Below are 20,531 nucleotides of genomic sequence, written 5' to 3'. Positions count from 1 at the left end.
ACGCTACTCCGCGACGCCGTCGGAGCTCACCGACGCCGAGCTGGCGGCCGCCCGCCGGCGGGTCGAGGCCAAGTTCGGCACCCCGGAGTGGCTGCACCGCGTGCCCTGAGTCCGGGTGCACGCGGCCCCGGCAGGCCGGCCCGGGGCGCCGCCCTACGCGGGAGCCGGTGCCGTGAGGGCCTGCGCCGTCAACGAGCGGTGCAGGTGGCTGCGCTGTTCGATGATGATGCGGCGCAGCGCCCGCGGCGCTTCCGGATGCTCGGCCAGCCAGTTGTCAGTGCGGACAATGACGGCGTTCGTGTCCGGCGTTGCGCCGTGCCCGTCCAGGTCCTGCCCGGCCGGGTAGAGGCCGCGGACAATGCGGCTGGCGATTTCTATGCTGCGGCTGGCCCAGACCTGCTCCAGGCTCTCGAAGTAGCGGTCGATGAAGTCCGCCAGCAGGGATGCCGGACCCGTGGTGAATCCGGCAATCGTGGCGCTCAGCAGCTGGTTGGACAGTGAGGTCCCGTGCACCGCATCATTCCAGGCGTTTTCCTTGACGGCCGGTTCGGGGCGGGCCGCGAGGGCAGTCGCGTGGCCGGACTTGCCCGCCGCCGTGTTGTCCCGCGCCAGTTCGCCATCCAGCTGCGCGGGCGTTGCCTGCCCGTTCGCGGCGAGGGCGTGCCAGAGGTTCCAGCGCAGTTCAGCGTCGACGGCGAGGCCCTCGACGACGGTGCTGCCGTCCAGGATGCCCCGGATCACGTCCAGGTAGCCGGGGTCGTGGCGGCTCACCGAGGCCAGGGTGCGTGCCCACGCCAGCTGCCGGTCCGAGCCCGGGGCGGCCCGGTGCAGCTCGGCGGCTGCCACGGACAGGAATCCGTGCCGGACGGGGCCGCGCTGGCCCCGCGGCACGTAGCGCTCGATCGCCGTGGCGGCGTTGCCGAGCACGTTGAGCAGCACGCCGATGCCGGTTTCGGCGGGTGCGAAGCGCTGCACGGCGTCGACGTAGAGCGAGGACGGCGTCACGGCGTCCCGCGCCGAATCCCACAGGGCGGTCCAGCAGAGCGCGCGGGCCATCGGGTCCGCAAGCTTCCCCAGCGAGCTCCGCACAGTGGCTTCGGAGTGCGGATCCAGCCGTACCTTGGCGTAGCTGAGGTCCTCGACGTTGACCAGCAGCAGGCCGGGCCGCGCGGTGCCGGTCAGTTCGGCCACCTCCGTGCGGGCGCCGCTGGCGTCGGTCTCGATGCTGCCGGTACGGACCAGTGCGCCGGAGTCGTCCATGTTGTACAGCCCGATGCGCAGCCGGTGCGGGCGCGGTTCCTGCCGGCCGGTGATCGGGTCACGGGCGTCCTGCAGCAGCGTCACGGCGGCGAGCACGCCGTCGTGCTCCTGGATCTCGCTGGAGAGGGTGGAGATGCCGGAGGTCTGCAGCCACTGCCGGGCCCATTCGGCGAGGTCGCGGCCCGATGCTGCGCTGAGGGCGGCCAGCAGTTCGGCCAGGGTGGTGTTGCCGTAGGCGTGGTCCCTGAAGTACTGCCGGGAGCCGGAGACGAACGCCTCGAAGCCCACATAGGCGACGAGCTGTTTCAGGACCGAGGCGCCCTTGGCGTAGGTGATGCCGTCGAAGTTCTGCTTCGCCGCCTCGAGGTCCGGAATGTCGGCCACGATCGGGTGCGTCGTGGGCAACTGGTCCTGCACGTAGGCCCAGGCCTTGCGGCTGCTGGCGAAGTTCACCCAGGCGGTGGACCAGTCCGTCGTGCGGTCCACACCCAGGGTGCCCATGTAGTCCGCGAAGGATTCCTTCAGCCACAGGTCATCCCACCACTGCATCGTGACGAGGTCGCCGAACCACATGTGCGCCATCTCGTGCAGGAGGGTGTTGGCGCGGCCCTGGTACTGCGAATCGGCGGCCCGCGAGGTAAACACGTAGCTTTCGGTGAAGGTCACCAGCCCGGGGTTCTCCATCGCGCCGAGGTTGTACTCCGGCACGAAGGCCTGGTCGTATTTACCCCACGGGTATGGGAAATCGAAGAGCTCGTTGAAGAACCCCAGGCCGTTCTTCGTGAGCGTGAAGAGCGCCCCGGTATCAAAGGAGTCCGCCATCGAGGCCCGGCAGTACAGGGCCAGCGGGACTTCCAGGCTGGTTCCGTCCTCGAGGGTCCCGCGCCAGGCATCCTCGGCCTTGAAGTACGGGCCGGCCAGCACCGTGGTGATGTAGGTGGAGATCGGTTTGGTGGCGGCGAAGTCCCAGCGGCTGGTCGCGGGGTCGGACGTCAGCTGGGTCCGCTGGGCCTCGACGCCGTTGGACGCTACCTGCCAGTCGGCAGGGGCCATCACGTGGAAGGTGAATTCGGCCTTGAGGTCGGGCTGTTCGAAGTTCGCAAAGACCCGGCGGGCGTCGGCGGGCTCGTACTGGGTGTAGAGGTAGCACTGGCCGTCGGCCGGGTCGAAGAACCGGTGCATGCCCTCGCCCGACGTGCTGAACAGGGCCGTGCCCGTCACGGTGACCTGGTTCTCGGCCCGGAGGTTGGCCAGCCGGATCCGGGCGCCGTCCACGATCTCGGAAACGGGCAGGCCCTTGCCGTTGAGGAAGACGCTGTGCACTTCGCTGCCGATGAAATCCAGGAACGTGGACGCACCCTCAGTGGCGGAGAAGTTGATGACGCTGCGGCTGGTGTAGCCGGAAACGCCCGGATCCGCTGCCTGCCGGACATCCAGGGACACGTCGTAGCTGTGGGTGGAGATCAGGGCTGAGCGCGCAGCGGCTTCGTCGCGGCGCAGGTTCTGGTTAGACACCCAGCAATCTAATCACGGGGGAGTGTGTCCTGGCCCACTCGCCGGCGCCCCTTAGCCCTGGGGGAGCATCAGCAGCGCGGCCCCGAGCCCCAGCACGGCGATCAGGAGCCAGGAGGCCAGCGCGGCGAGCAGCGCCCTGGCCCCGGTGTGCAGCAGTTGGGCCACGCGGACGGCCGAGCCGAGGCCGAACAGTGCCATGCCCAGCAGCACGTCCTGCAGGACGGCGGCGGCGTCCAGGGCCGCGGGGGAAAGCCAGCCCGTCGTGCGCAGGGCGGCAAGAGCCAGAAACCCGATCACGAACAGCGGCACGATCGGGGGACGCTTCGCGCCGCCGTCTGCGTCCGGGCCGGCTTCGGGGCTGTACCGGTGGTGGATTCCTGCCGCCGCCGTCATCGGCGCCAGGAGGACCACCCTGGTCAGTTTGACGACGACGGCGACCGCCAGCGCCGTCGTCCCGGCCGTCTGCGCGGTGGCGACGACCTGGCCGACGTCGTGCACCGAAGCGCCCGCCCAGGCCCCGAATTGCTCCGGGCCCAGTCCCAGCGGCCGGATCAGCAGCGGCAGTACGCCGATGGCCAGCGTGCCGCACAGAGTCACGAGGGCAACCGGCAACACGGTGTCCTGCTGACGGATCCTGCGCACAGCGGCCATGGCGCCGATGGCCGAGGCCCCGCAGATCGAAAAGCCCGTGGCAATCAGCAGCGACACCTGCGCCGGCAACCCGAACAGCCTGCCGATGCCGTAAGTCCCGGCGAACGCGGCCAGCACCACCCCCGTGATCAGCAGCAGCGCAGGCCAGCCCAGGCCCAACACATCCACCAGGCTGACCTTCAGGCCCAGGACCACGATTCCGCTGCGCATGAGGTGTTTGCCGGCGAAGTCCAGTCCCGGCCGGCCGGCGCCCGCCGTCCAGGCGGAGACGCCCGGCAGATTGGCGGCGAGGAGCCCGAACACCACGGCCAGCGTCATCGCCGGCAGCGAGGGGAAGAGCGTGTGGACGCCGAGCGCAAGCCCGACGGCCGCCGCCGCGCAGAGCAAGCCGGGAATCATGGACACGGCAGGGGCTGGTTGCAGGCGGAGACGGGGCACGCCACTACCTTGCCGTAATCGGCCGACGAACTGTTAGCCCGCGTGCCGCGGCGCCGGGAAATGATTTCGGCACGAAAAAGTGGTTGTCTAGAGACCATGTCTGACCTTTTCCAGGATTACTCCGCAGCCGCCGGACGCTCCGGCGCCTACGATGAGATGTTCGCCCCCGGCCAGCTGGCCAGAAAGTCCTACGGGCAGGTCGCCGGGGCACTGCGGGAACTCTCGCTGGCCGACGTCACCGCCCGCGCCGACTCCATGGCCCGCACCTTCCTGGACCGGGGCGTCACCTTCGACTTCGCGGGGGAGGAACGGCCCTTCCCGCTGGACATCGTGCCCCGGGTCATCCCCGCCGACGAGTGGACCGTCCTGGAGAAGGGCGTCGCCCAGCGCGTCCGGGCCCTGGAGGCCTTCCTCAACGACGTCTACGACAAGATGACGGTGGTGGCCGACGGCGTCATCCCGCGCCAGCTCATCACCACGAGCGCCCACTTCCACCGCCAGGTGCACGGCTTCGAGCCCGCCGGCGGCGTCCGCGTCCACATCTCCGGCATCGACGTCGTCCGCGATGCCGAGGGCACTTTCCGCGTCCTCGAGGACAACGTGCGGGTGCCCTCGGGCGTCAGCTATGTCCTGGAAAACCGCCGGGCGATGGCCAAGGGCCTGCCCGAGGCTTTCGGCCAGCAACTCATCCGGCCGGTCGAAGAGTACCCCCGCCGGCTGCTGTCCGCCCTGCGCAAGACGGCCCCCTCCGGCGTCGACGACCCCACGGTGGTGGTCCTGACCCCGGGCGTGTTCAACAGCGCCTACTTCGAGCACACCCTGCTGGCCGGCCTGATGGGTGTGGAACTCGTCGAGGGCCGGGACCTCATCTGCCGCGGCAACCGCGTCTACATGCGCACCACCGCCGGTGAGCAGCGCGTCGATGTCATCTACAAACGGATCGACGACGAATTCCTGGACCCGCTGCAGTTCCGGGCCGACTCCATGCTCGGCTGCCCCGGCCTGGTCAACGCCGCCCGCGCCGGGGGAGTCACGATCGCCAACGCCGTGGGCAACGGCGTCGCCGACGACAAGCTCGTCTACAGCTACGTCCCGGACCTGATCCGCTACTACCTCGGCGAAGAGCCTGTGATCGCCAACGTGGACACCTACCGGCTGGAAGAGACGGCGGCCCGGGAATACGTCCTGGACAACCTGGCCGAGCTCGTGGTCAAGCCCGTGGACGGCTCCGGCGGCAAGGGCCTGGTGATCGGCCCGGATGCTTCCAGGGACGAGCTCGAGGCCCTGCGCCAGCGGGTCATCGCGGATCCCCGCGGCTGGATCGCGCAGCCGGTCCTGCAGCTCTCCACCGTTCCCACGCTCAGCGGCGACAAATTCGGCCCGCGGCACGTGGACCTGCGGCCGTTCGCGGTCAACGACGGCGACGACGTCTGGGTCCTGCCGGGCGGCCTGACCCGGGTGGCGCTCAAGGAGGGTTCGCTGATTGTGAACTCCAGCCAGGGCGGCGGTTCCAAGGACACGTGGGTACTGGCCGATTCGCCGCAGGTTCCCGTGGAGACCGTTCCGCGGCCTTCCATCGCTGTCCGCGAGCGGGTCTCGGTCTGGCCCGTGGAAAGCAACTGGCGTGACCGCCAGACGGAGCAGCAGCAGCAATGACGCGTGGCACCTTCACGTTCCCCTTTGAAATTCCTGATGCGCAGGAGGTAACCGCGGATGCTTAGCCGTATAGCCGAGTCACTTTTTTGGATCGGCCGCTACGTCGAACGGGCCGACGGCACCGCCCGGATCCTCGACGTCCACCTGGAGCGGCTCAACCACTTGCCCATGGAGGAGCAGCGCAGCGTTGCGCAGGAACTGCTCGCCGTCATGGGCGCGCGCGCACAGAACGATGAGTTCGGCCTGCCTGAGCTGCTGAACGCGCTGGCGTACGACAAGCACAGCGCAACCTCCATTGCCGGATCCCTCGGCGCCGCCCGGGAAAACGCCCGCCGGGCCCGGGAAACAGTGTCCTCTGGGTTGTGGGAAAGCCTGAACACCACGTATTACGGGCTGAACCAGCACCGCAAGGATGTGGTGGGCACCTATCGGTTCTGCAACTGGGTGCTCGAACGTACCGCCATGGTGAGCGGCCTCGCCGATACGACGGTCAGCCACGACGAAAGCTGGCTGTTCCTGGTCCTGGGCCGCTCGCTGGAACGCGCCGATATGACGGCGCGCATGCTCTCCACCCGCGATGTCCTCTCCGCCGGCATGTCCTGGGTCAACATGCTCCGCTGCGCCGGGGCGTACGAGTCCTTCCTGCGCACCCGCCGGGCCGCGTTCGGTGACCAGCACGCGGCCGAGTTCCTGCTCCTGGACCGGCTGTTCCCGCGCTCGATTGTGTATGCCCTGAGCGACGCCGACGAGTGCCTGGCCAAGCTGGACCCCTCGGCCCAGCGGGTCGGTTTCATCAACGACGCCCGCCGGATCGTGGGCCAGGCCCGCACGTTCCTCGAGTTCCACCGCACGGACGATCTGATGTCGGAACTGCCCGAGCACATGGAGCGCGTGCAGAAGGCCGTGTCGCAGGCCTCGGACGCCATTTCCCGTAAATACTTCAATCAGGCGGACGAACTGGCCTGGGTGGGAGAAGTTTCATGACCCGGCTGAGCATCATCCACAAGACCGCGTACAAGTACAACAAGCGCGTCACGCTCTCCTACAACGAGGCGCGCATGACCCCGCTGACGGATCCCCAGCAAGTGGTCCTGGAGTCCTCGATGAAGGTCTCGCCGTCGCAGGCTGCAGTCAGCAGCTACCGCGACTACTGGGGCACCCGCGTGACCGGCTTCGACATGCAGATGCCGCACGAGTACCTGGAGGTTGTCTCCACCACCACCGTCGAGGTGCACCGGGTGGAGAAGCTCCCGGCAGAGGCGGACATCGTCGGCTGGGACGTGCTGACCGCACCGGAAAACCTGAACAAGTACAGCGACTGGATCCCGCAGTCCCAGCTCACCGGCCCCGGCACCGAAGTGCTGGGCATCATTCCCGGCGTCGTCGGGGGCCTCAACCCGCACGAGGCCGCCCTGGCGGTCTTCGCCTGGATGCGCGGCGAAATGACGTACATGCGGGGTTCCACCGGCGTCACCACGAACGCCGAGCAGGCCTGGAGCCAGCGCCAGGGCGTCTGCCAGGACCTCGCGCACCTCGCGATCGGGGCGCTGCGCAGTTGCGGCATCCCGGCGCGGTATGTGTCCGGCTACCTGCACCCGCGGTCGACGGCGGAACTCGGCGAGAGTGTTGCCGGCCAGTCACACGCGTGGCTGGAATGGTGGGACGGCGAATGGCGGAGTTGGGATCCCACCAACCACAAACCCGCCGGCGACTTTCACGTCACCGTCGCCCGGGGCCGCGACTACCGGGACGTTCCGCCGCTCAAAGGCATCCTCTCCGGCGGAGGCGGATCCACGCTGAGCGTGAGCGTGGAAATCACCCGGCTCGCCTAAGCCCCACCGGGGCCTTCGGGGCTATTCCAATCCGGACCGGGTCGCGTCGTCGAGCGGCGTCCACCACGTCAGCGGCGGCACCACCTTGAAGCGCCGGCCGGTGAGAGTGTCCGGGGTGATCCGGACGAAGTGTTCCTTCGCGCCGGCCTGCCACGGGAACAGCAGCAGTCCCACGGTGTCGAGGACCTCCTGCTGGTCCTTCACGGGCGCCGCCTGGCCCTTGATCACAACGCTCCACGCGATGCCAGTGTCAGCGTCGACGCCGTCGGCCTCCACGGCCACGGGCGTGTCACCTGTCGCCGCCTGGAGTTTGGTGCCCACCGCGGTCCGGAAGACCAGCGACCCGTGGTCCACTTTGTAGTTGATCGGGAAGATGTCCGGATGGTCATCCACCCACACCGCCAGCCTGCCTACGCTGACGCTGCGCAGGAGCCGCCAGCATTCGTGATGCTCAAGGTTCTCCACGGCTGGCGGCTGGTGGTCTTTCGGCGCCGGGGCGCCCGGGTTTGGCTCGGTAGTCATGGCGCCGATCCTAGCCGGTCCCGGCGGCCGCGGTGTAGGGCCCAAGGTCACGTTGAGTCCGATCCCTTGCCTCTAGGGCCTTTCGGCCCGATACGGGGTATTCTGGCATCACGCCGTCAGTGCGGACGTTCGTCAGTGAATTGGGGCAATGCACATGCATTCAATGGGTGAGAGTCCGGATCATGCCACCGCCGAACCGCAGCCGACTATCGACGGGGTGCTGAAAGGATTTATCTCCCGTTCCGAGGAATTGCTCCAGTCACAGGAGCGAATGGCCGGCCTGTTGGAGGCCGTCGTCGCCGTCGCCGAGGACCTGAGCCTCGACGCTGTCCTGGAACGGGTAGTCGAGTCAGCGTGCACACTTTTGCATGCCCGGTTCGGAGCCCTCGGCGTCATCGGGGACCACCGGGAGCTCAGCCACTTCATCACGGTGGGCATTGACGCCGGGCTTTCCCACAAGATCGGTCCGCTGCCGACGGGCCACGGCGTCCTGGGCCTGCTGATCAGCGATCCGCGCCCGCTCCGGCTCCACGACCTGCGCCGGCATCCCGAGTCCTACGGCTTCCCCGCCCACCACCCGCCCATGCAGTCCTTCCTCGGTGTGCCCGTGCGGGTCCGGGACGTGATCTTCGGCAACCTGTACCTGACGGAAAAGGAGGACGGCACCGATTTCACGGCGGAGGACGAGGGCCTCGCTGTCGCCCTTGCTGCCGCCGCCGGCGTCGCGATCGAAAACGCCCGGCTCTACGATGACGCCCGGCGCCGGGCGCGCTGGCTGGAAGCGAGCATGGATGTCTCCGGGCTGATGCTAAGCAACGACCGTGACTACACCGCGGGCGGCCTGGACCCCATCGCCGGCCGCGCCCTGCAGGAGTCCGGATCGCAGCTGGCATTGCTCGTGGCGCCGGCCGTCACCGGTCCGGGCTACCTCGTCGCTGGTGTGGCCGGCGCACTCGGTTCCCGGTTCACGGGCCACACCCTGGCGCTGGACTCCCCGCTCCTCCAGGGTGTCCTGGACGGCGGCGAACCGGTGGTCCTCGAGGACGCCTCCGCCCTGTTCGGTGAGATCGACGCCGCGATAGATGGCCCCCTTCTGGCCGTGGCGCTGAGCACTCCGGGCGCCCATCACGGGCTCCTGCTCCTGGCGCGTGACCGGGACTCCGGCCACTTTTCCCGCACCGACATTGAGATGGGCGCCGTTTTCGGCTCCCATGTGGCCCTCGCCCTGGAACTTGCCCGCGTCCACCGGCTCCGCGAAGAGCTGCTCGTGTTTACGGACCGTGACCGGATCGCCAGGGACCTGCATGATCTCGTCATCCAGCGGATCTTCGCCGCGGGGCTCAGTGTCCAGAGCCTGACCCGCTTCACCCGGGACGAGCTGGCGACGGAGCGGATCCGAAACATCACCGGCGAACTCGACGAAGCGATCCGCAGCCTGCGGGACACGATCTACTCGCTCAAGAGCAGCAGTGACGGTGCCGAACTGCTCAGCGGCCGGATCCGGCGGGTGACCAGGAGTACGGCCAAGTCCATGCCGTTCGCGCCCCGGCTGACCCTCACGGGGCCGGTCGACGCCATCACGCCGGACAAGGCGGACAACGTCGTGGCCGTGGTCTCCGAGGGGCTCAGCAACGCCATCCGACATTCCGGCGCCGACACGATCTCGGTGTCGGTCGGCGTCATCAAGGGCCGGGTGACAGTTGTCATCACGGATAACGGCTCCGGGTTTGCCGAGCCGGAGAAACGCAACGGCCTGGTCAATCTGGAAGACAGGGCCAGAATGCTCGACGGCGAATGCGCCATCACCAGTGCGCCGGACGCCGGCACGAGCCTTGAATGGTCCGTCCCGTTCTAGCGGCGGCTGCCCTCGCCCGCTGCATGGCCTGCGGCCTGCACCGGCGGTGCGGGGCTCGCGATGAACACGGCCGCTTGGGTGCGCCGTTCGAAGCCGAGCTTGGCCAGCAGCGAAGAGACATAGTTCTTGACAGTTTTCTCGGCAAGGAACATTTCGGCCGCGATTTGGCGGTTGGTGAGGCCGCCGCCCACCAGTTCCAGCACGCGGCGTTCCTGCGGCGTCAGGGAAGAGGTCCGCGGGTCCACCTCCACGGTCTCGGCCAGGCTGTCGACGATCCGTGCCGCGGCGCCTTCGCCGAAGAGTGATTCGCCGGTGGCCGCCCGGCGGAGCGCCCCGATCAGGTCGGTTCCGCCGATTTCCTTCAGGACGTAACCACTCGCCCCGGCCAGCACGGCGCCCCGCAGCGCCTGTTCGTCGTCGAAACTGGTGAGGATGATGCAGTTCAACGAGGGGTCCACGGAACGTACGTCGCGGCACACCTCAATCCCGGTTCCGTCCGGCAGCCGGGCGTCCAGGACACAAACATCAGGATGCAGCGCAGGGATCCGGCGCGTCGCCTCGACGGCGGAACCCGAGCTCCCGACCACCAGGAAGCCTTCTCCTTCGAGAAGCTCCTGCAGCCCGCGCCGCACCAGTTCATGATCATCCAGGATGAAGACCCGGATAAGAGCCGCCGCCCCGTCGGGTGCAGCGAGACCTGCATCTGCCCAGGCAATCATGATTCTCCCTCCGGCCGCTGCTGCGGCCCCGTCGTTGCCGTGCTCCGCGGTCAGGCTCCCCAGCTTGCCGTGCAGCTTGTGTGTCAGCCGGTTTTTGCCGCCGACAGAGCAATTCTTCTACGAAGCCTAGTCCTGGGCTAGGGTCCTAGTGCCCACCGGGCGCCCGCGGCTCCTGCTTCCCGGCGGCCCGGGCGTGTCTTTAGGCCCTAGGCGCCCGCAGTCCGCTGCCGCATCCTTGGAATGACGGGCCGGTGGCATCGAAGGGACCAACCATGACAGACGCCAGGAATGTCCGGACCATCGTGGTGGGGGTCGACGGTTCCGATGCCTCCGTCGAAGCACTCCGGCAGGCCCAAAGCCTCGCGGTACCGCTCTCCGCCACGGTGGTTGCACTGGCAAGCTGGGACGTGCCTCCTGTGTACGACGGCTATGTCCCGACGGGCATCGACGACTTCGACGTCCGGGCCCGTGAAATCCTTCAGGAAACAGTCGCCACGGCCTTCGGCGCGGAGCAACCGGCGAACGTGGAAACCCGCCTCGTGCAGGGCCGTCCCCGCCACACCTTGATCGAGGCCAGCCGGGATGCTGACATGATCGTGGTGGGCCGGCGCGGGCACGGGGGATTCGGCGGTTTGCTCCTGGGTTCGGTGAGTTCCGCCGTGGTGGCCCACGCCCATTGCCCCGTCCTGGTGGTCCATACCCCGGACGCCATGTGAGGAACCGGCGGCCGGATTTCGCGGCCAGTCAGGACTATTCGAAGGACGCCCGCCGGGGGTCCGAAAGCCGGGTGGACCACAGATCGGGCTTGTTGACCTTGAAGCGCCGTCCGGTCAGCGCCTTGGGAGCCACCCGCACGTAGTAGGCCTTCTCGCCGGCCTGCCACGGTTCCAGGAGCAGTGCGTCCACGGCGTCCTTCTCGTCCTGGCTCTCGATGAGTTCGGCTTCGCCGCGCGCCATCACGCTCCACGCCGTCTCGTCGTGGGCGTCGTAGCCGTCGATCTCGAACGCGACCGGCTTGGCCGTGACAGCACCCCACAGCTTGGTGCCGCCGGCGGTGCGGAAGACAATGGCGCGGCGCTCCAGCACGAAGTTCACGGGGAAGATCTCCGGATGGCTGTCCACGATCAGCGCGATGCGCCCCACGGTTTCGGTATCGAGCAGGACCCAGCACTGGTCCATGGTGAGCGAGTAGTCCGGCGCAGGCGTCGTCTCTGAGTTCATAGCCCCACGGTACACGTACCGTCGGGCGGCCCCATCAGGGCCATAAGGCCCGCAGCGCAGCTCCGGCGCCCGGCCGGCCTTCCGGCGGACAACTACCAGGGGCTGGGCTTGTAATCCTTGAGGAAGACGCCGTACTGGTCCTCGCCTGACTCGCCCATGACGATCGGATCGTAGACGCGGGCCGCGCCGTCGACGAGGTCAAGCGGGGCGTGGAAGCCCTCCTCCATGAGGCGGACCTTCGTGTAGTGCGGGCGTTCATCCGTGATCCAGCCGGTATCGACGGCGGTCATCAGGATACCGTCCACGTCCAGCATTTCCTGGGCGCTGGTCCGGGTCATCATGTTCAGCGCAGCCTTGGCCATGTTGGTGTGCGGGTGGCCGGGACCCTTGTAGGCGCGGGAGAACTGGCCTTCCATGGCGCTGACGTTGACGATGTACTTCCGGCGGGCCGTGGAGCGCTTCATGGCCCCGCGGAGCCGGCTGACCAGCAGGAACGGTGCCGTGACGTTGCAGAGCTGGACCTCGAGCATCTCAAGGGGGTCCACCTCGTCCACCACCTGGGTCCAGCTGTTGATCGTGGCGAGGTCCGGAACCAGGCCGCCGGCGTCGATGGCCGTCCCCGAGGCGATGCGCTCCAGCGACGCGGATCCGGTGGAGAGCGCCAGCGAGGTGACGGCGTCGCCGGCGAGGACCGGGTGTTCCAGAACGCTGCTGGCCAGGGCCAGCGGGTGTTTGTCGTGGGCGTGGCCGAACGTGACGAGTTCGGGGCCGCCGTTGGCCGGCTGCAGGGCGGCGGGCAGCGGCTCGTCTTCGGCGTCGACGAGGGGCTTGTACGCATTCCCGGAGCGGCGCACGGTCTGGGCCGCGTTGTTGATGATGATGTCCAGCGGGCCGGCCGCATCCAGGGTGTCCGTCAGGGCCATCACCTGGGACGGGTCGCGGAGGTCAATGCCGACAATCCGGAGCCGGTGCAGCCAGTCCCCGCTATCCTCCATCGCGGCGAAACGGCGGGCAGCGTCCTTGGGGAACCGGGTGGTGATGGTGGTGTGGGCGCCGTCGCGCAGCAGGCGCAGCGCAATGTACATGCCGATCTTGGCGCGGCCCCCGGTGAGGAGCGCGCGGCGGCCGCCCAGGTCAGTGCGGGCATCGCGCTTGCTGTGGCTGAAGTCTGCGCAGTCCGGGCAGAGCTGGTGGTAGAACGCATCCACCTGCGTGAAGTGCTGTTTGCAGATGTAGCACGGCCTGGACTTGATCAGGTGACCCGCGATCTCGCCGGTGGCGGAGGGAGCGAGCTTGTTGCCCCGGGTCTCGTCGTCGATCCGGTCCGGAGCGGCCGTGGCGGTCTGGGCGATCACGGCCCGGTCCGCCTCCGCAATGAGATCCCGCTTGCTGACGCGGCGGTGGCGCTTGACGGCCTTGAACATTTTGCCGGTGGCACGGCGCACCGAGACGTAGTCCGGGTGCTCCTCGTCGTAGGCGTGGATACTGTTCAGGACCTTGAGGCAGGCCTGTATTTCCTCGGGGGTGAGATCGGACGGCAGATCGGGGGAGCTCATTGCCCTAATTTTACGCCCTGCCGGGAGCCCTGCCCGACGCCGGTGCCGGGCTCCCGGTGCAGCGGATCCGGCTCAGGGCGCCTCGGGTGACCGCGGAGCCGCGACGCCGACGGCGGCAGCCTGGACTTCGGCGACCTTGTCCACGGACTCCCGCAGGGCCGGCCAGTTTTCCGTGGCGGCCTTGACGGCGTCCGGCACCAGGATCAGGTTGGCGGCCGACAGGGCACGCTCGTGCTCGCCCGGTTCGGGCACCATCTGTCCCTTCGACAGGACGGTGATTCCTGACTCGGTGACCTTGAAGCCGCGGGCCCGGTCGAGGTCGTGGTCAAGCCCGATCGCTGCGCCCGCCGGCACTTTGACGTTCTTATCGATGATGGCGCGCTTGACGACGGCGCCTTCCCCGATGGAGACCTTGTCCATCAGCACTGAGTCGAGCACCCGGCTGGACGTACTGACGTAGACGTCGTTGGCGAGCACGGAGCCCTCCACGATCCCGCCGGAGATCACGACGCCGCTGGCAACGATCGAATCCAGCGCCGTGCCCACGGTGTTATTGTCGCCGCGGACAAACTTCGCCGGGGGCGAGATGCTCTGGCGGGTGTAGATGGGCCACTCGGAGTTGTACAGGTTGAACACCGGGACGGGGGAGATCAGGTCCATGTGTGCGTCGTAGAAGGAGTCGATGGTGCCGACGTCGCGCCAGTAGGTGCGGTCGCGCTCGGTGGAGCCGGGGATGTCATTGAGGGTGAAGTCGTAGACGCCGGCCTCGCCCCGGTTGACGAAGTAGGGAATGATGTCCCCGCCCATGTCGTGTTTGGTATCCAGGCGCTCGGCGTCGATGTGCAGGGCCTCGACCAGTGCGTCGGCGTCGAACACGTAGTTGCCCATGGAGGCCAGGAACTGGGTGGGGTCGGCGGCGAGTCCGGGCGTGGAGGACGGCTTCTCGACGAAGGCCGCGATCTTCCGCGGATCGTCATGGTCCACCTCGATCACACCGAACTGGTCGGCCATGTGCAGCGGCTGGCGGACGGCGGCGACGGTGGCCTTGGCGCCGCTGGCGACGTGCTGATCGACCATCTGGGCGAAGTCCATACGGTAGACGTGGTCTGCGCCTACCACCACCACGATGTCCGGATTGGAGTCGCGGATGAGGTTCAGGGACTGGTAGATGGCATTGGCGCTGCCGAGGAACCAGCTCTTGCCCACGCGCTGCTGCGCCGGAACGGAGGCGACGTAATTGCCCAGCTGGGTGGACATCCGCCAGGTTTCGGAGATGTGCCGGTCCAGGCTGTGCGATTTGTACTGCGTCAGGACGACGATCTGCAGGTACCGGGAATTGACCAGGTTGGACAGCGCAAAGTCGATGAGCCGGTAGCTTCCGGCAAACGGTACACCGGGCTTGGCCCGGTCGGCGGTCAACGGCATGAGCCGGTTTCCCTCGCCTCCGGCGAGGACAATGGCCAGAACTTTCTTATTCGGCATGGTGGTCGCTCCCTGTACGCCTTCGTAACTCCCCAACAGTCCGGCACGCCCGAACGTCTTCACACTAGATGAGTTCCACCGTACCGACTACCTTGGGGTTTGTGCGTATAGACATTGTGACCAAAGAATTCCCGCCCGAAATCTATGGCGGCGCCGGGGTGCATGTGGCCGAGCTCAGCAGAGTGCTCGCCCACCGCGTGGATCTGCGGGTTCGTGCCTTCGGCGCGCCCCGCGATGCCGAGTACCACGGAGCGACCGTCGCGAGCTATGCGGTCCCCGAGGATCTGGCCGGAGCGAACGCTGCCATCCAGACCCTCGGCGTGGACTTGCGGATTGTCCCGGACATCGCCGGCGCCGACCTTGTGCACTCGCACACCTGGTACGCCAACATGGCCGGCCATATCGCGTCGCTGCTGCACGGGATTCCCCATGTGCTGAGCGCCCACAGCCTGGAGCCCCTGCGCCCCTGGAAGGCCGAGCAGCTCGGCGGCGGCTACGCGGTGTCCTCCTGGGTTGAAAAAACGGCCTACGAGTCCGCAGCGGCCATCATCGCCGTCTCCGAGGGCATGCGGCAGGACATCCTGCGCAGCTACCCGGACGTGGACCCGGCGAAGGTCAGGGTGGTGCACAACGGCATCGACGTCGGCCTGTGGAACCGGGACGAAGGCGAGGACGTCGTCCGTGCCCTCGGGATCGATCCGGCACTGCCGAGCGTGGTCTTCGTGGGCCGCAACACCCGCCAGAAGGGTGTCCCGTACCTCTTGCGCGCAGCTGCCAAGCTTCCGGCGCACGTGCAGCTGGTCCTCTGCCTCGGCGCCGCCGACACTCCCGAGCTGGCAGCCGAAACCGCCCGCCTGATCGAGGAACTGCAGAGCCAGCGCGGCGGGGTCGTCGTGGTGGAGCGGATGCTGCCGCGCAACGAACTCATCCAGGTCCTGAGCCACGCGACCGCGTTCGCGTGCCCCTCGATCTACGAACCCCTCGGCATCGTGAACCTCGAGGCGATGGCCTGCGGCGCCGCCGTCGTGGCCAGCGCCACCGGCGGGATCCCCGAGGTCGTCCAGCACGGCGAGACAGGCCTGCTGGTGCCCATCGAGCAGGTCACGGACGGGACCGGCACCCCGCTGGATCCGGAGAAGTTCGTCACCGAGTTCGCCGCCGCCCTGACCGAAGTGGTGACCGATCCCGAACGGGCCCGCGCCATGGGCCAGGCCGGCCGGCGCCGGGCAGAGGAACACTTCTCCTGGGAGTCCATCACGGAAACCACCCTCGAGGTGTACCGGTCGGTGCTCCCGGATTCGGTTTCCTAACCGGAACCCGCCCCGGCCCGGCAAGGACAGCTGAACGCACGACGGCGCCGCCCCCGGCTCAGGGGGCGGCGCCGTCGCAGTTCGCAGCGGTGGATCAGCCCCGCTGGGACTTGCCCTTCTGGGACTTGCCGTTCTGGGCCTTGCCGCTCTGGGCCTTGCCCTCCCGCGCAGCCCGGGCCAGCAGGATCTTCTCATCCAGGGGTGCCTGGCCGCTGGCGCGCTTCTGGCGGAAGAACTCCCGGGCCTCGTCCTGCCGGGTCTTCTCCGCTCCGCCGGCGATCGAGGCGCGGAGGTGCTCCGGACCGTAGCCGAAGGCGTCCACAAGATCCAGGGCATGCGGCCGGATCTTCACGAGGAGCCGGTTGATGTACTCGCCCACGGTGCGGGCGCGCTGCATCGAGAGCCGGCCGTTCATCAGGTACCAGGACAGGTTCTTCTCGATCAGGGACAGGCCGAACAGGTCGCGCAGCCAGGTCAGGACCGCCTTGGTGCCGGCGTCCTCGACCTTGCCCAGCGCCTCCGTGAAGGCCTCCCACTGGAGCAGTTCGGCGTGCGCCTGGGCCGCATCGATGAGCTCGTTCTGGTGGCTGTTGAACAGCGCCGCGGACTGCTGCTGCGGCAGCTTGTTCGCGCCCTTGAGCGCCGAGCCGACCTCGGCCACCATGGCCTGGACGCGCTCCGTCAGCAGGGCCCGCTGGCCCGCCTCGTCCTTGATCGCAGTTGCGGCCTTCTGGACCGAGCCGGAGTCCGCCATGAACTGGGCAACGCCGCGCAGGCCGGTCCGGTGGATTGCAGCGCCGGTAGCCTGCCCGACGACGTAGCGGGCCAGCACGCCGAAGTCCACGTTGCGGAACTCCTTGGCGTAGTCGGCCAGCAGGCGCTTCGCGACGAGCTGCAGCAGCACAGTGTTGTCACCTTCGAACGTGGCGTAGACGTCGAGGTCTGCGCGCAGCGAGGCGAACCGGTTCTCGATCAGGAAGCCGGCGCCGCCGCAGGCCTCGCGGCACTCCTGCAGGGTGTCGAGGGCGTGCCAGGTGCTCAGCGGCTTGAGCGCGGCGGCCAGGGTCTCGAGGTCCTGGCGGTCCTCGTCGGTGTCGTGCCGGCCGGAGAAGACGTCGTCGAACTTCTGCAGCAGCTGCTCGCTGGCGAAGCTCGCGGCGTAGGTGGTGGCGAGCCTGGTGAACAGCCGGCGCTGGTGGCGCTGGTAGTCGAGCAGGACCTCCTCGTCCGTGGACGAGGAGGCGTTGAACTGGCGGCGTTCCGAGGCGTACTGGATGGCGGTCTTGAGGGCCAGCTTGGACGCGGTGACGGCGGCGCCGTCGAGCGAGACCCGGCCCTGGACCAGCGTGCCCAGCATCGTGAAGAAGCGGCGTCCGGGGCTGGCGATGGGCGAACTGTAGGTGCCGTCGGCGTCGACGTTGCCGTACCGGTTGAGCAGGTTCGTCCGCGGGATCCGGACCTGCGTGAAGTGCAGCCGGCCGTTGTCTATGCCGTTCAGGCCGCCCTTGATGCCGTCGTCCTCGCCGCCGATCCCGGGCAGGAACTCCTTGGTGACGGGGTCGCGCAGGTCAAGGTAGAAGGCATGCACGCCGTGGTTGACGCCGTTGGTGATCAGCTGGGCGAAGACGACGGCGGCCAGGCCGTCGTTGGCCGCGTTGCCGATGTAGTCCTTCCAGGCCGCACGGAAGGGGGTGTGCAGCACGAACTCCTCGGCGGCGGCATCGTAGGTGGCCGTCGTGGCGATGCTGGCGACGTCCGAGCCGTGGCCGGTCTCCGTCATGGCGAAGCAGCCCGGAATGTCCAGGCTCATGATGCCCGGCAGCCACTTCGTGTGGTGTTCCTCGGTGCCGAGGTGCATCACCGCGGAGCCGAAGAGGCCCCACTGCACGCCGGCCTTGATCTGCAGGGAGGGGTCGGCGATGACCAGCTCCTGGAAGCCGGCGATATTGCCGCCGTGTTCGTCCTCGCCGCCGAGCGCGACCGGGAAGGCGCGGTGCACGGCACCGTTGTCCACGAGGATTTTCAGCTGGCCGAAAACGCGCTGGCGGTGCTCCGTGTGGGTGAGCCCTTCGGTCTTGTGCAGCTCCGGCCGGCCGGCCAGCTCCCGGGCCTGCCGGCGGATCCCGGCCCATTTGCCCAGCAGCTGCTCGCCGAGGGCGGCGACGTCGACGGCGGGGCTTCCTGCCGTGCGCGCTGCTGGCGCAGCCGGTGAGTTCCTGGCCGCAGGGGCCTGGGAGGTGGTGTGGCCCGCGGCGCGGTCGGCTAGTTCAGTCATGTCGATTCCTTCTTTGGCACTGACATTGTGGCGCTTGTGCTGGTTCTGGGTTGTGTGGGGTTGGGGTGGAAACGCTAGGTTAGGGGGCCGGCGGCTCTGGGAGTTCGGGCGCGATGCCGAAACAAAGCCAGTCGGTGATCTGGCGGGCCATGGCTTCCTGGCCCGGCTTGGCAGGGGAGTCCGGGCTGGCCAGCCACTGCTCGCCTGCGTTGCGGACCAGCCCGATCGCGGCATTGGGCCAGTAGCCGATCACGGCCTCCTTGCCGGGAACGGCGTGCAGCTGGTGCCGCATGGGCAGTGCGATCATCTCGCTGATCGCATCGAAGAAATGGCCCAGCGCGCCGGCCGCGGCGACGGGGCCGTTGTGGCTCACGGCATCGCCCGGCGCGTAGCGGGTGACGAAGGTATAGACGTTGGGGCTGGTCTCAGCCATCTGCAGGTAGGCGGACACCATGGCGAAGAGCCCGTCGCGCGGGGTCTGGGCACTCTGCGCGGCCTCCCGGATCCTTCGCTGCATCTGGTTCAGGACCACTTCGCCCACGGCCTGCTGGAGGCCGGCCTTGTCGCCGAAGTAACGGTAGAACACGGACTTGGATGTTCCGGCTGCGGCGGCGATGTCCTCCATCGAGGCTTCGCTGCCGAGGGCGTGGACGGCCTTGCGCGCGGACTTGATCAGCTCGCGGCGCCGCTCCTCGCGGTGCGACTGCCAGCGGGAGGCCCGGCCGTCGACAGGCACGGCTGCGCCGGCGCTGCCGGCGGTACTGACCGGCCCGGAGGGTTCTGCCTGGAGGATGTTCACGATACCCAGCGTATCAGGTACGCTGGGTATCAGTAACCCGCTTTGATCAAAGGAGACAGCACATGCCTGACCACGGAACGTCCGCGACCGGACCCAAGGACACCGCGCCGGCCGCAGGATCAGCCGCAGCGCTGCCACAGCTCCGAAAGGCCGTCGTCGTCGGCGGCAACCGCATTCCCTTTGCCCGGACGGGCGGCGCCTACACGAAGTCTTCCAACCAGGACATGCTCACCGCGGCCCTGGACGGGCTGATTGCCCGATTCGGCCTGCAGGACGAGCGCATCGGCGAAGTTGCCGCCGGCGCCGTGCTCAAGCACTCCCGGGATTTCAACTTGACCCGCGAGGCTGTGCTGGGTTCCGCACTTGCCGCCGAGACGCCGGCCTATGACCTGCAGCAGGCCTGCGCCACCGGCCTGGAAACGGTGCTCGGCCTCGCCAACAAAATCAAGCTCGGCCAGATCGACTCGGCCATTGCGGGCGGTGTCGACTCCGCCTCGGACGCCCCCATCGCCGTGAGCGAGGGCCTGCGCGAGGTCTTGCTGGACCTCAACCGTGCCAAGACGCTGCCCCAGCGCCTGCAGGTCCTCAGCCGCCTGCGTCCCAAGGACCTGGCCCCGGATGCACCGAACACCGGGGAACCCCGCACCGGGCTGTCCATGGGCGAGCACCAGGCCCTCACCACCGCCCAGTGGAAGATCACCCGTGAGGCACAGGACGAGCTCGCCTTCAAGAGCCACCACAACCTCGCCGCCGCCTACGACGCCGGCTTCTTCGATGACCTCCTCACGCCGTACCGCGGCCTCACCAGGGACTCGAACCTCCGGGCCGAGACGAGCCTCGAGAAGCTGGCCACCCTCAAGCCGGTCTTCGGTAAGAGTCTCGGCACCGCCGCGACCATGACGGCCGGCAACTCCACGCCGCTCACCGACGGGGCCTCCACCGTGCTCTTGGCTTCCGAGGAATGGGCCGACTCCCACGACCTGCCCAAGCTCGCCACCGTCGTCGACGGCGAAGCGGCGGCCGTGGACTTCGTGCACGGCAAGGACGGGCTCCTGATGGCGCCCGCCTTCGCCGTGCCCCGGCTGCTGGCCCGCAACGGCCTCAGCCTGGAAGACATCGACTTCTTCGAGATCCACGAGGCCTTCGCCGGCACCGTGCTGAGCACTTTGGCCGCCTGGGAAGACGACGAATTCGGCCGCACCCGGCTCGGCCTGGACGGCGCCTTCGGCAGCATCGACAAGTCCAAGCTGAACGTCAACGGCTCCTCACTGGCCGCCGGGCACCCCTTCGCCGCCACCGGCGGCCGGATTGTGGCTTCCCTGGCCAAGATGCTGCATGCCAAGGGACAGGTGGACGGACGCCCGGCCCGTGGGCTGATCTCCATCTGCGCCGCCGGCGGCCAGGGCGTCGTCGCCATTCTCGAAGCACTCTAGGGGGATC

General features: G+C 68.2%; 16 protein-coding genes. 7 read left to right on the top strand and 9 right to left on the bottom strand.

The window, feature by feature from the left end; translation table 11 throughout:
- Window positions 1-153: 153 nt before the first annotated feature.
- Together pepN and BJG92_RS12155 are read right to left on the bottom strand one after the other, a co-directional pair.
- Window positions 154-2,775, bottom strand: a complete 2,622-nt coding sequence (pepN, locus tag BJG92_RS12160) for an aminopeptidase N (protein WP_232084264.1) — start codon at window positions 2,773-2,775, stop codon at window positions 154-156.
- 51 nt (window positions 2,776-2,826) lie between these two features.
- Window positions 2,827-3,825, bottom strand: a complete 999-nt coding sequence (locus BJG92_RS12155) for a YeiH family protein (protein ID WP_232084335.1) — start codon at window positions 3,823-3,825, stop codon at window positions 2,827-2,829.
- Window positions 3,826-3,960: 135 nt separating this feature from the next.
- On the opposite strand from BJG92_RS12155, the gene BJG92_RS12150 reads away from it, so the two are divergent.
- The 3 genes from BJG92_RS12150 to BJG92_RS12140 are packed head-to-tail and all read left to right on the top strand — an operon-like array spanning window position 3,961 to window position 7,352.
- Entirely contained in the window at window positions 3,961-5,520 is a 1,560-nt protein-coding gene (locus BJG92_RS12150) for a circularly permuted type 2 ATP-grasp protein (protein WP_232084263.1), read from the top strand.
- Between the two features lie 57 nt (window positions 5,521-5,577).
- Window positions 5,578-6,504: an alpha-E domain-containing protein gene (locus BJG92_RS12145; RefSeq protein WP_232084262.1), complete on the top strand. Its 927-nt coding sequence runs from the start codon at window positions 5,578-5,580 to the stop codon at window positions 6,502-6,504.
- A complete protein-coding gene (locus BJG92_RS12140; RefSeq protein WP_232084261.1) occupies window positions 6,501-7,352 on the top strand; it encodes a transglutaminase family protein in 852 nt (283 codons plus the stop codon). The genes BJG92_RS12145 and BJG92_RS12140 overlap by 4 nt, the downstream gene beginning before the upstream one ends.
- Before the next feature lie 21 nt (window positions 7,353-7,373).
- Here BJG92_RS12140 and BJG92_RS12135 read toward each other — a convergent pair whose 3' ends face one another.
- The gene (locus BJG92_RS12135; protein ID WP_232084260.1) at window positions 7,374-7,874 is read right to left on the bottom strand and encodes a pyridoxamine 5'-phosphate oxidase family protein; all 501 of its coding nucleotides are present in this window, start codon (window positions 7,872-7,874) and stop codon (window positions 7,374-7,376) included.
- A gap of 163 nt (window positions 7,875-8,037) precedes the next feature.
- On the opposite strand from BJG92_RS12135, the gene BJG92_RS12130 reads away from it, so the two are divergent.
- Window positions 8,038-9,729: a GAF domain-containing protein gene (locus tag BJG92_RS12130; RefSeq protein ID WP_232084259.1), complete on the top strand. Its 1,692-nt coding sequence runs from the start codon at window positions 8,038-8,040 to the stop codon at window positions 9,727-9,729.
- Here the strand turns inward: BJG92_RS12130 and BJG92_RS12125 are convergent.
- Window positions 9,726-10,448 carry a response regulator transcription factor gene (locus tag BJG92_RS12125; RefSeq protein WP_232084258.1) on the bottom strand — a complete coding sequence of 241 codons (723 nt, stop codon included), beginning with the start codon at window positions 10,446-10,448 and terminating at the stop codon, window positions 9,726-9,728. The two genes, BJG92_RS12130 and BJG92_RS12125, sit on opposite strands and share 4 nt — an antisense overlap.
- Window positions 10,449-10,720: 272 nt before the next feature.
- Here BJG92_RS12125 and BJG92_RS12120 point away from each other — a divergent pair, with 272 nt between their 5' ends.
- A complete protein-coding gene (locus tag BJG92_RS12120) occupies window positions 10,721-11,164 on the top strand; it encodes a universal stress protein (RefSeq protein WP_232084257.1) in 444 nt (147 codons plus the stop codon).
- 34 nt (window positions 11,165-11,198) lie between these two features.
- On the opposite strand, the gene BJG92_RS12115 is transcribed toward BJG92_RS12120, so the two are convergent.
- The 3 genes from BJG92_RS12115 to glgC form a co-directional block, all read right to left on the bottom strand.
- Complete coding sequence (locus BJG92_RS12115) at window positions 11,199-11,669, bottom strand: pyridoxamine 5'-phosphate oxidase family protein (RefSeq protein WP_232084256.1); 471 nt, start codon at window positions 11,667-11,669, stop codon at window positions 11,199-11,201.
- Between the two features lie 92 nt (window positions 11,670-11,761).
- Complete coding sequence (locus tag BJG92_RS12110) at window positions 11,762-13,225, bottom strand: SDR family NAD(P)-dependent oxidoreductase (RefSeq protein WP_232084255.1); 1,464 nt, start codon at window positions 13,223-13,225, stop codon at window positions 11,762-11,764.
- Between the two features lie 72 nt (window positions 13,226-13,297).
- Entirely contained in the window at window positions 13,298-14,707 is a 1,410-nt protein-coding gene (glgC, locus tag BJG92_RS12105; RefSeq protein WP_232084254.1) for a glucose-1-phosphate adenylyltransferase, read from the bottom strand.
- A gap of 101 nt (window positions 14,708-14,808) precedes the next feature.
- Between glgC and glgA the strand changes: the two genes are divergently transcribed.
- Window positions 14,809-16,017: a glycogen synthase gene (gene glgA, locus BJG92_RS12100; RefSeq protein WP_232084253.1), complete on the top strand. Its 1,209-nt coding sequence runs from the start codon at window positions 14,809-14,811 to the stop codon at window positions 16,015-16,017.
- 94 nt (window positions 16,018-16,111) lie between these two features.
- Here glgA and BJG92_RS12095 read toward each other — a convergent pair whose 3' ends face one another.
- Complete coding sequence (locus BJG92_RS12095; protein WP_232084252.1) at window positions 16,112-18,292, bottom strand: acyl-CoA dehydrogenase; 2,181 nt, start codon at window positions 18,290-18,292, stop codon at window positions 16,112-16,114.
- A 79-nt stretch (window positions 18,293-18,371) separates the two neighbouring features.
- Window positions 18,372-19,091 carry a TetR family transcriptional regulator gene (locus tag BJG92_RS12090; protein ID WP_374199789.1) on the bottom strand — a complete coding sequence of 240 codons (720 nt, stop codon included), beginning with the start codon at window positions 19,089-19,091 and terminating at the stop codon, window positions 18,372-18,374.
- 62 nt (window positions 19,092-19,153) lie between these two features.
- On the opposite strand from BJG92_RS12090, the gene BJG92_RS12085 reads away from it, so the two are divergent.
- The gene (locus BJG92_RS12085) at window positions 19,154-20,524 is read left to right on the top strand and encodes an acetyl-CoA C-acetyltransferase (protein WP_232084251.1); all 1,371 of its coding nucleotides are present in this window, start codon (window positions 19,154-19,156) and stop codon (window positions 20,522-20,524) included.
- Window positions 20,525-20,531: the final 7 nt, after the last annotated feature.

Source organism: Arthrobacter sp. SO5 (assembly GCF_020532805.1).
In the GTDB taxonomy this organism is placed as follows: domain Bacteria; phylum Actinomycetota; class Actinomycetes; order Actinomycetales; family Micrococcaceae; genus Arthrobacter.
Note: the sequence above shows the minus strand (reverse complement) of the source record. Positions and strands in the feature narration are given on the sequence as shown.

Bases quoted from the DNA above. Each gene is read 5' to 3' on its own strand.
- BJG92_RS12115 (WP_232084256.1), bottom strand. From the start codon at position 11,669: ATGAACTCAGAGACGACGCCTGCGCCGGACTACTCGCTCACCATGGAC.
- BJG92_RS12150 (WP_232084263.1), top strand. From the start codon at position 3,961: ATGTCTGACCTTTTCCAGGATTACTCCGCAGCCGCCGGACGCTCCGGC.
- glgC (WP_232084254.1), bottom strand. From the start codon at position 14,707: ATGCCGAATAAGAAAGTTCTGGCCATTGTCCTCGCCGGAGGCGAGGGA.
- BJG92_RS12095 (WP_232084252.1), bottom strand. From the start codon at position 18,292: ATGACTGAACTAGCCGACCGCGCCGCGGGCCACACCACCTCCCAGGCC.
- BJG92_RS12145 (WP_232084262.1), top strand. From the start codon at position 5,578: ATGCTTAGCCGTATAGCCGAGTCACTTTTTTGGATCGGCCGCTACGTC.
- BJG92_RS12140 (WP_232084261.1), top strand. From the start codon at position 6,501: ATGACCCGGCTGAGCATCATCCACAAGACCGCGTACAAGTACAACAAG.
- BJG92_RS12110 (WP_232084255.1), bottom strand. From the start codon at position 13,225: ATGAGCTCCCCCGATCTGCCGTCCGATCTCACCCCCGAGGAAATACAG.
- BJG92_RS12125 (WP_232084258.1), bottom strand. From the start codon at position 10,448: ATGATTGCCTGGGCAGATGCAGGTCTCGCTGCACCCGACGGGGCGGCG.
- BJG92_RS12135 (WP_232084260.1), bottom strand. From the start codon at position 7,874: ATGACTACCGAGCCAAACCCGGGCGCCCCGGCGCCGAAAGACCACCAG.
- BJG92_RS12155 (WP_232084335.1), bottom strand. From the start codon at position 3,825: ATGATTCCCGGCTTGCTCTGCGCGGCGGCGGCCGTCGGGCTTGCGCTC.
- BJG92_RS12130 (WP_232084259.1), top strand. From the start codon at position 8,038: ATGGGTGAGAGTCCGGATCATGCCACCGCCGAACCGCAGCCGACTATC.
- BJG92_RS12085 (WP_232084251.1), top strand. From the start codon at position 19,154: ATGCCTGACCACGGAACGTCCGCGACCGGACCCAAGGACACCGCGCCG.
- BJG92_RS12120 (WP_232084257.1), top strand. From the start codon at position 10,721: ATGACAGACGCCAGGAATGTCCGGACCATCGTGGTGGGGGTCGACGGT.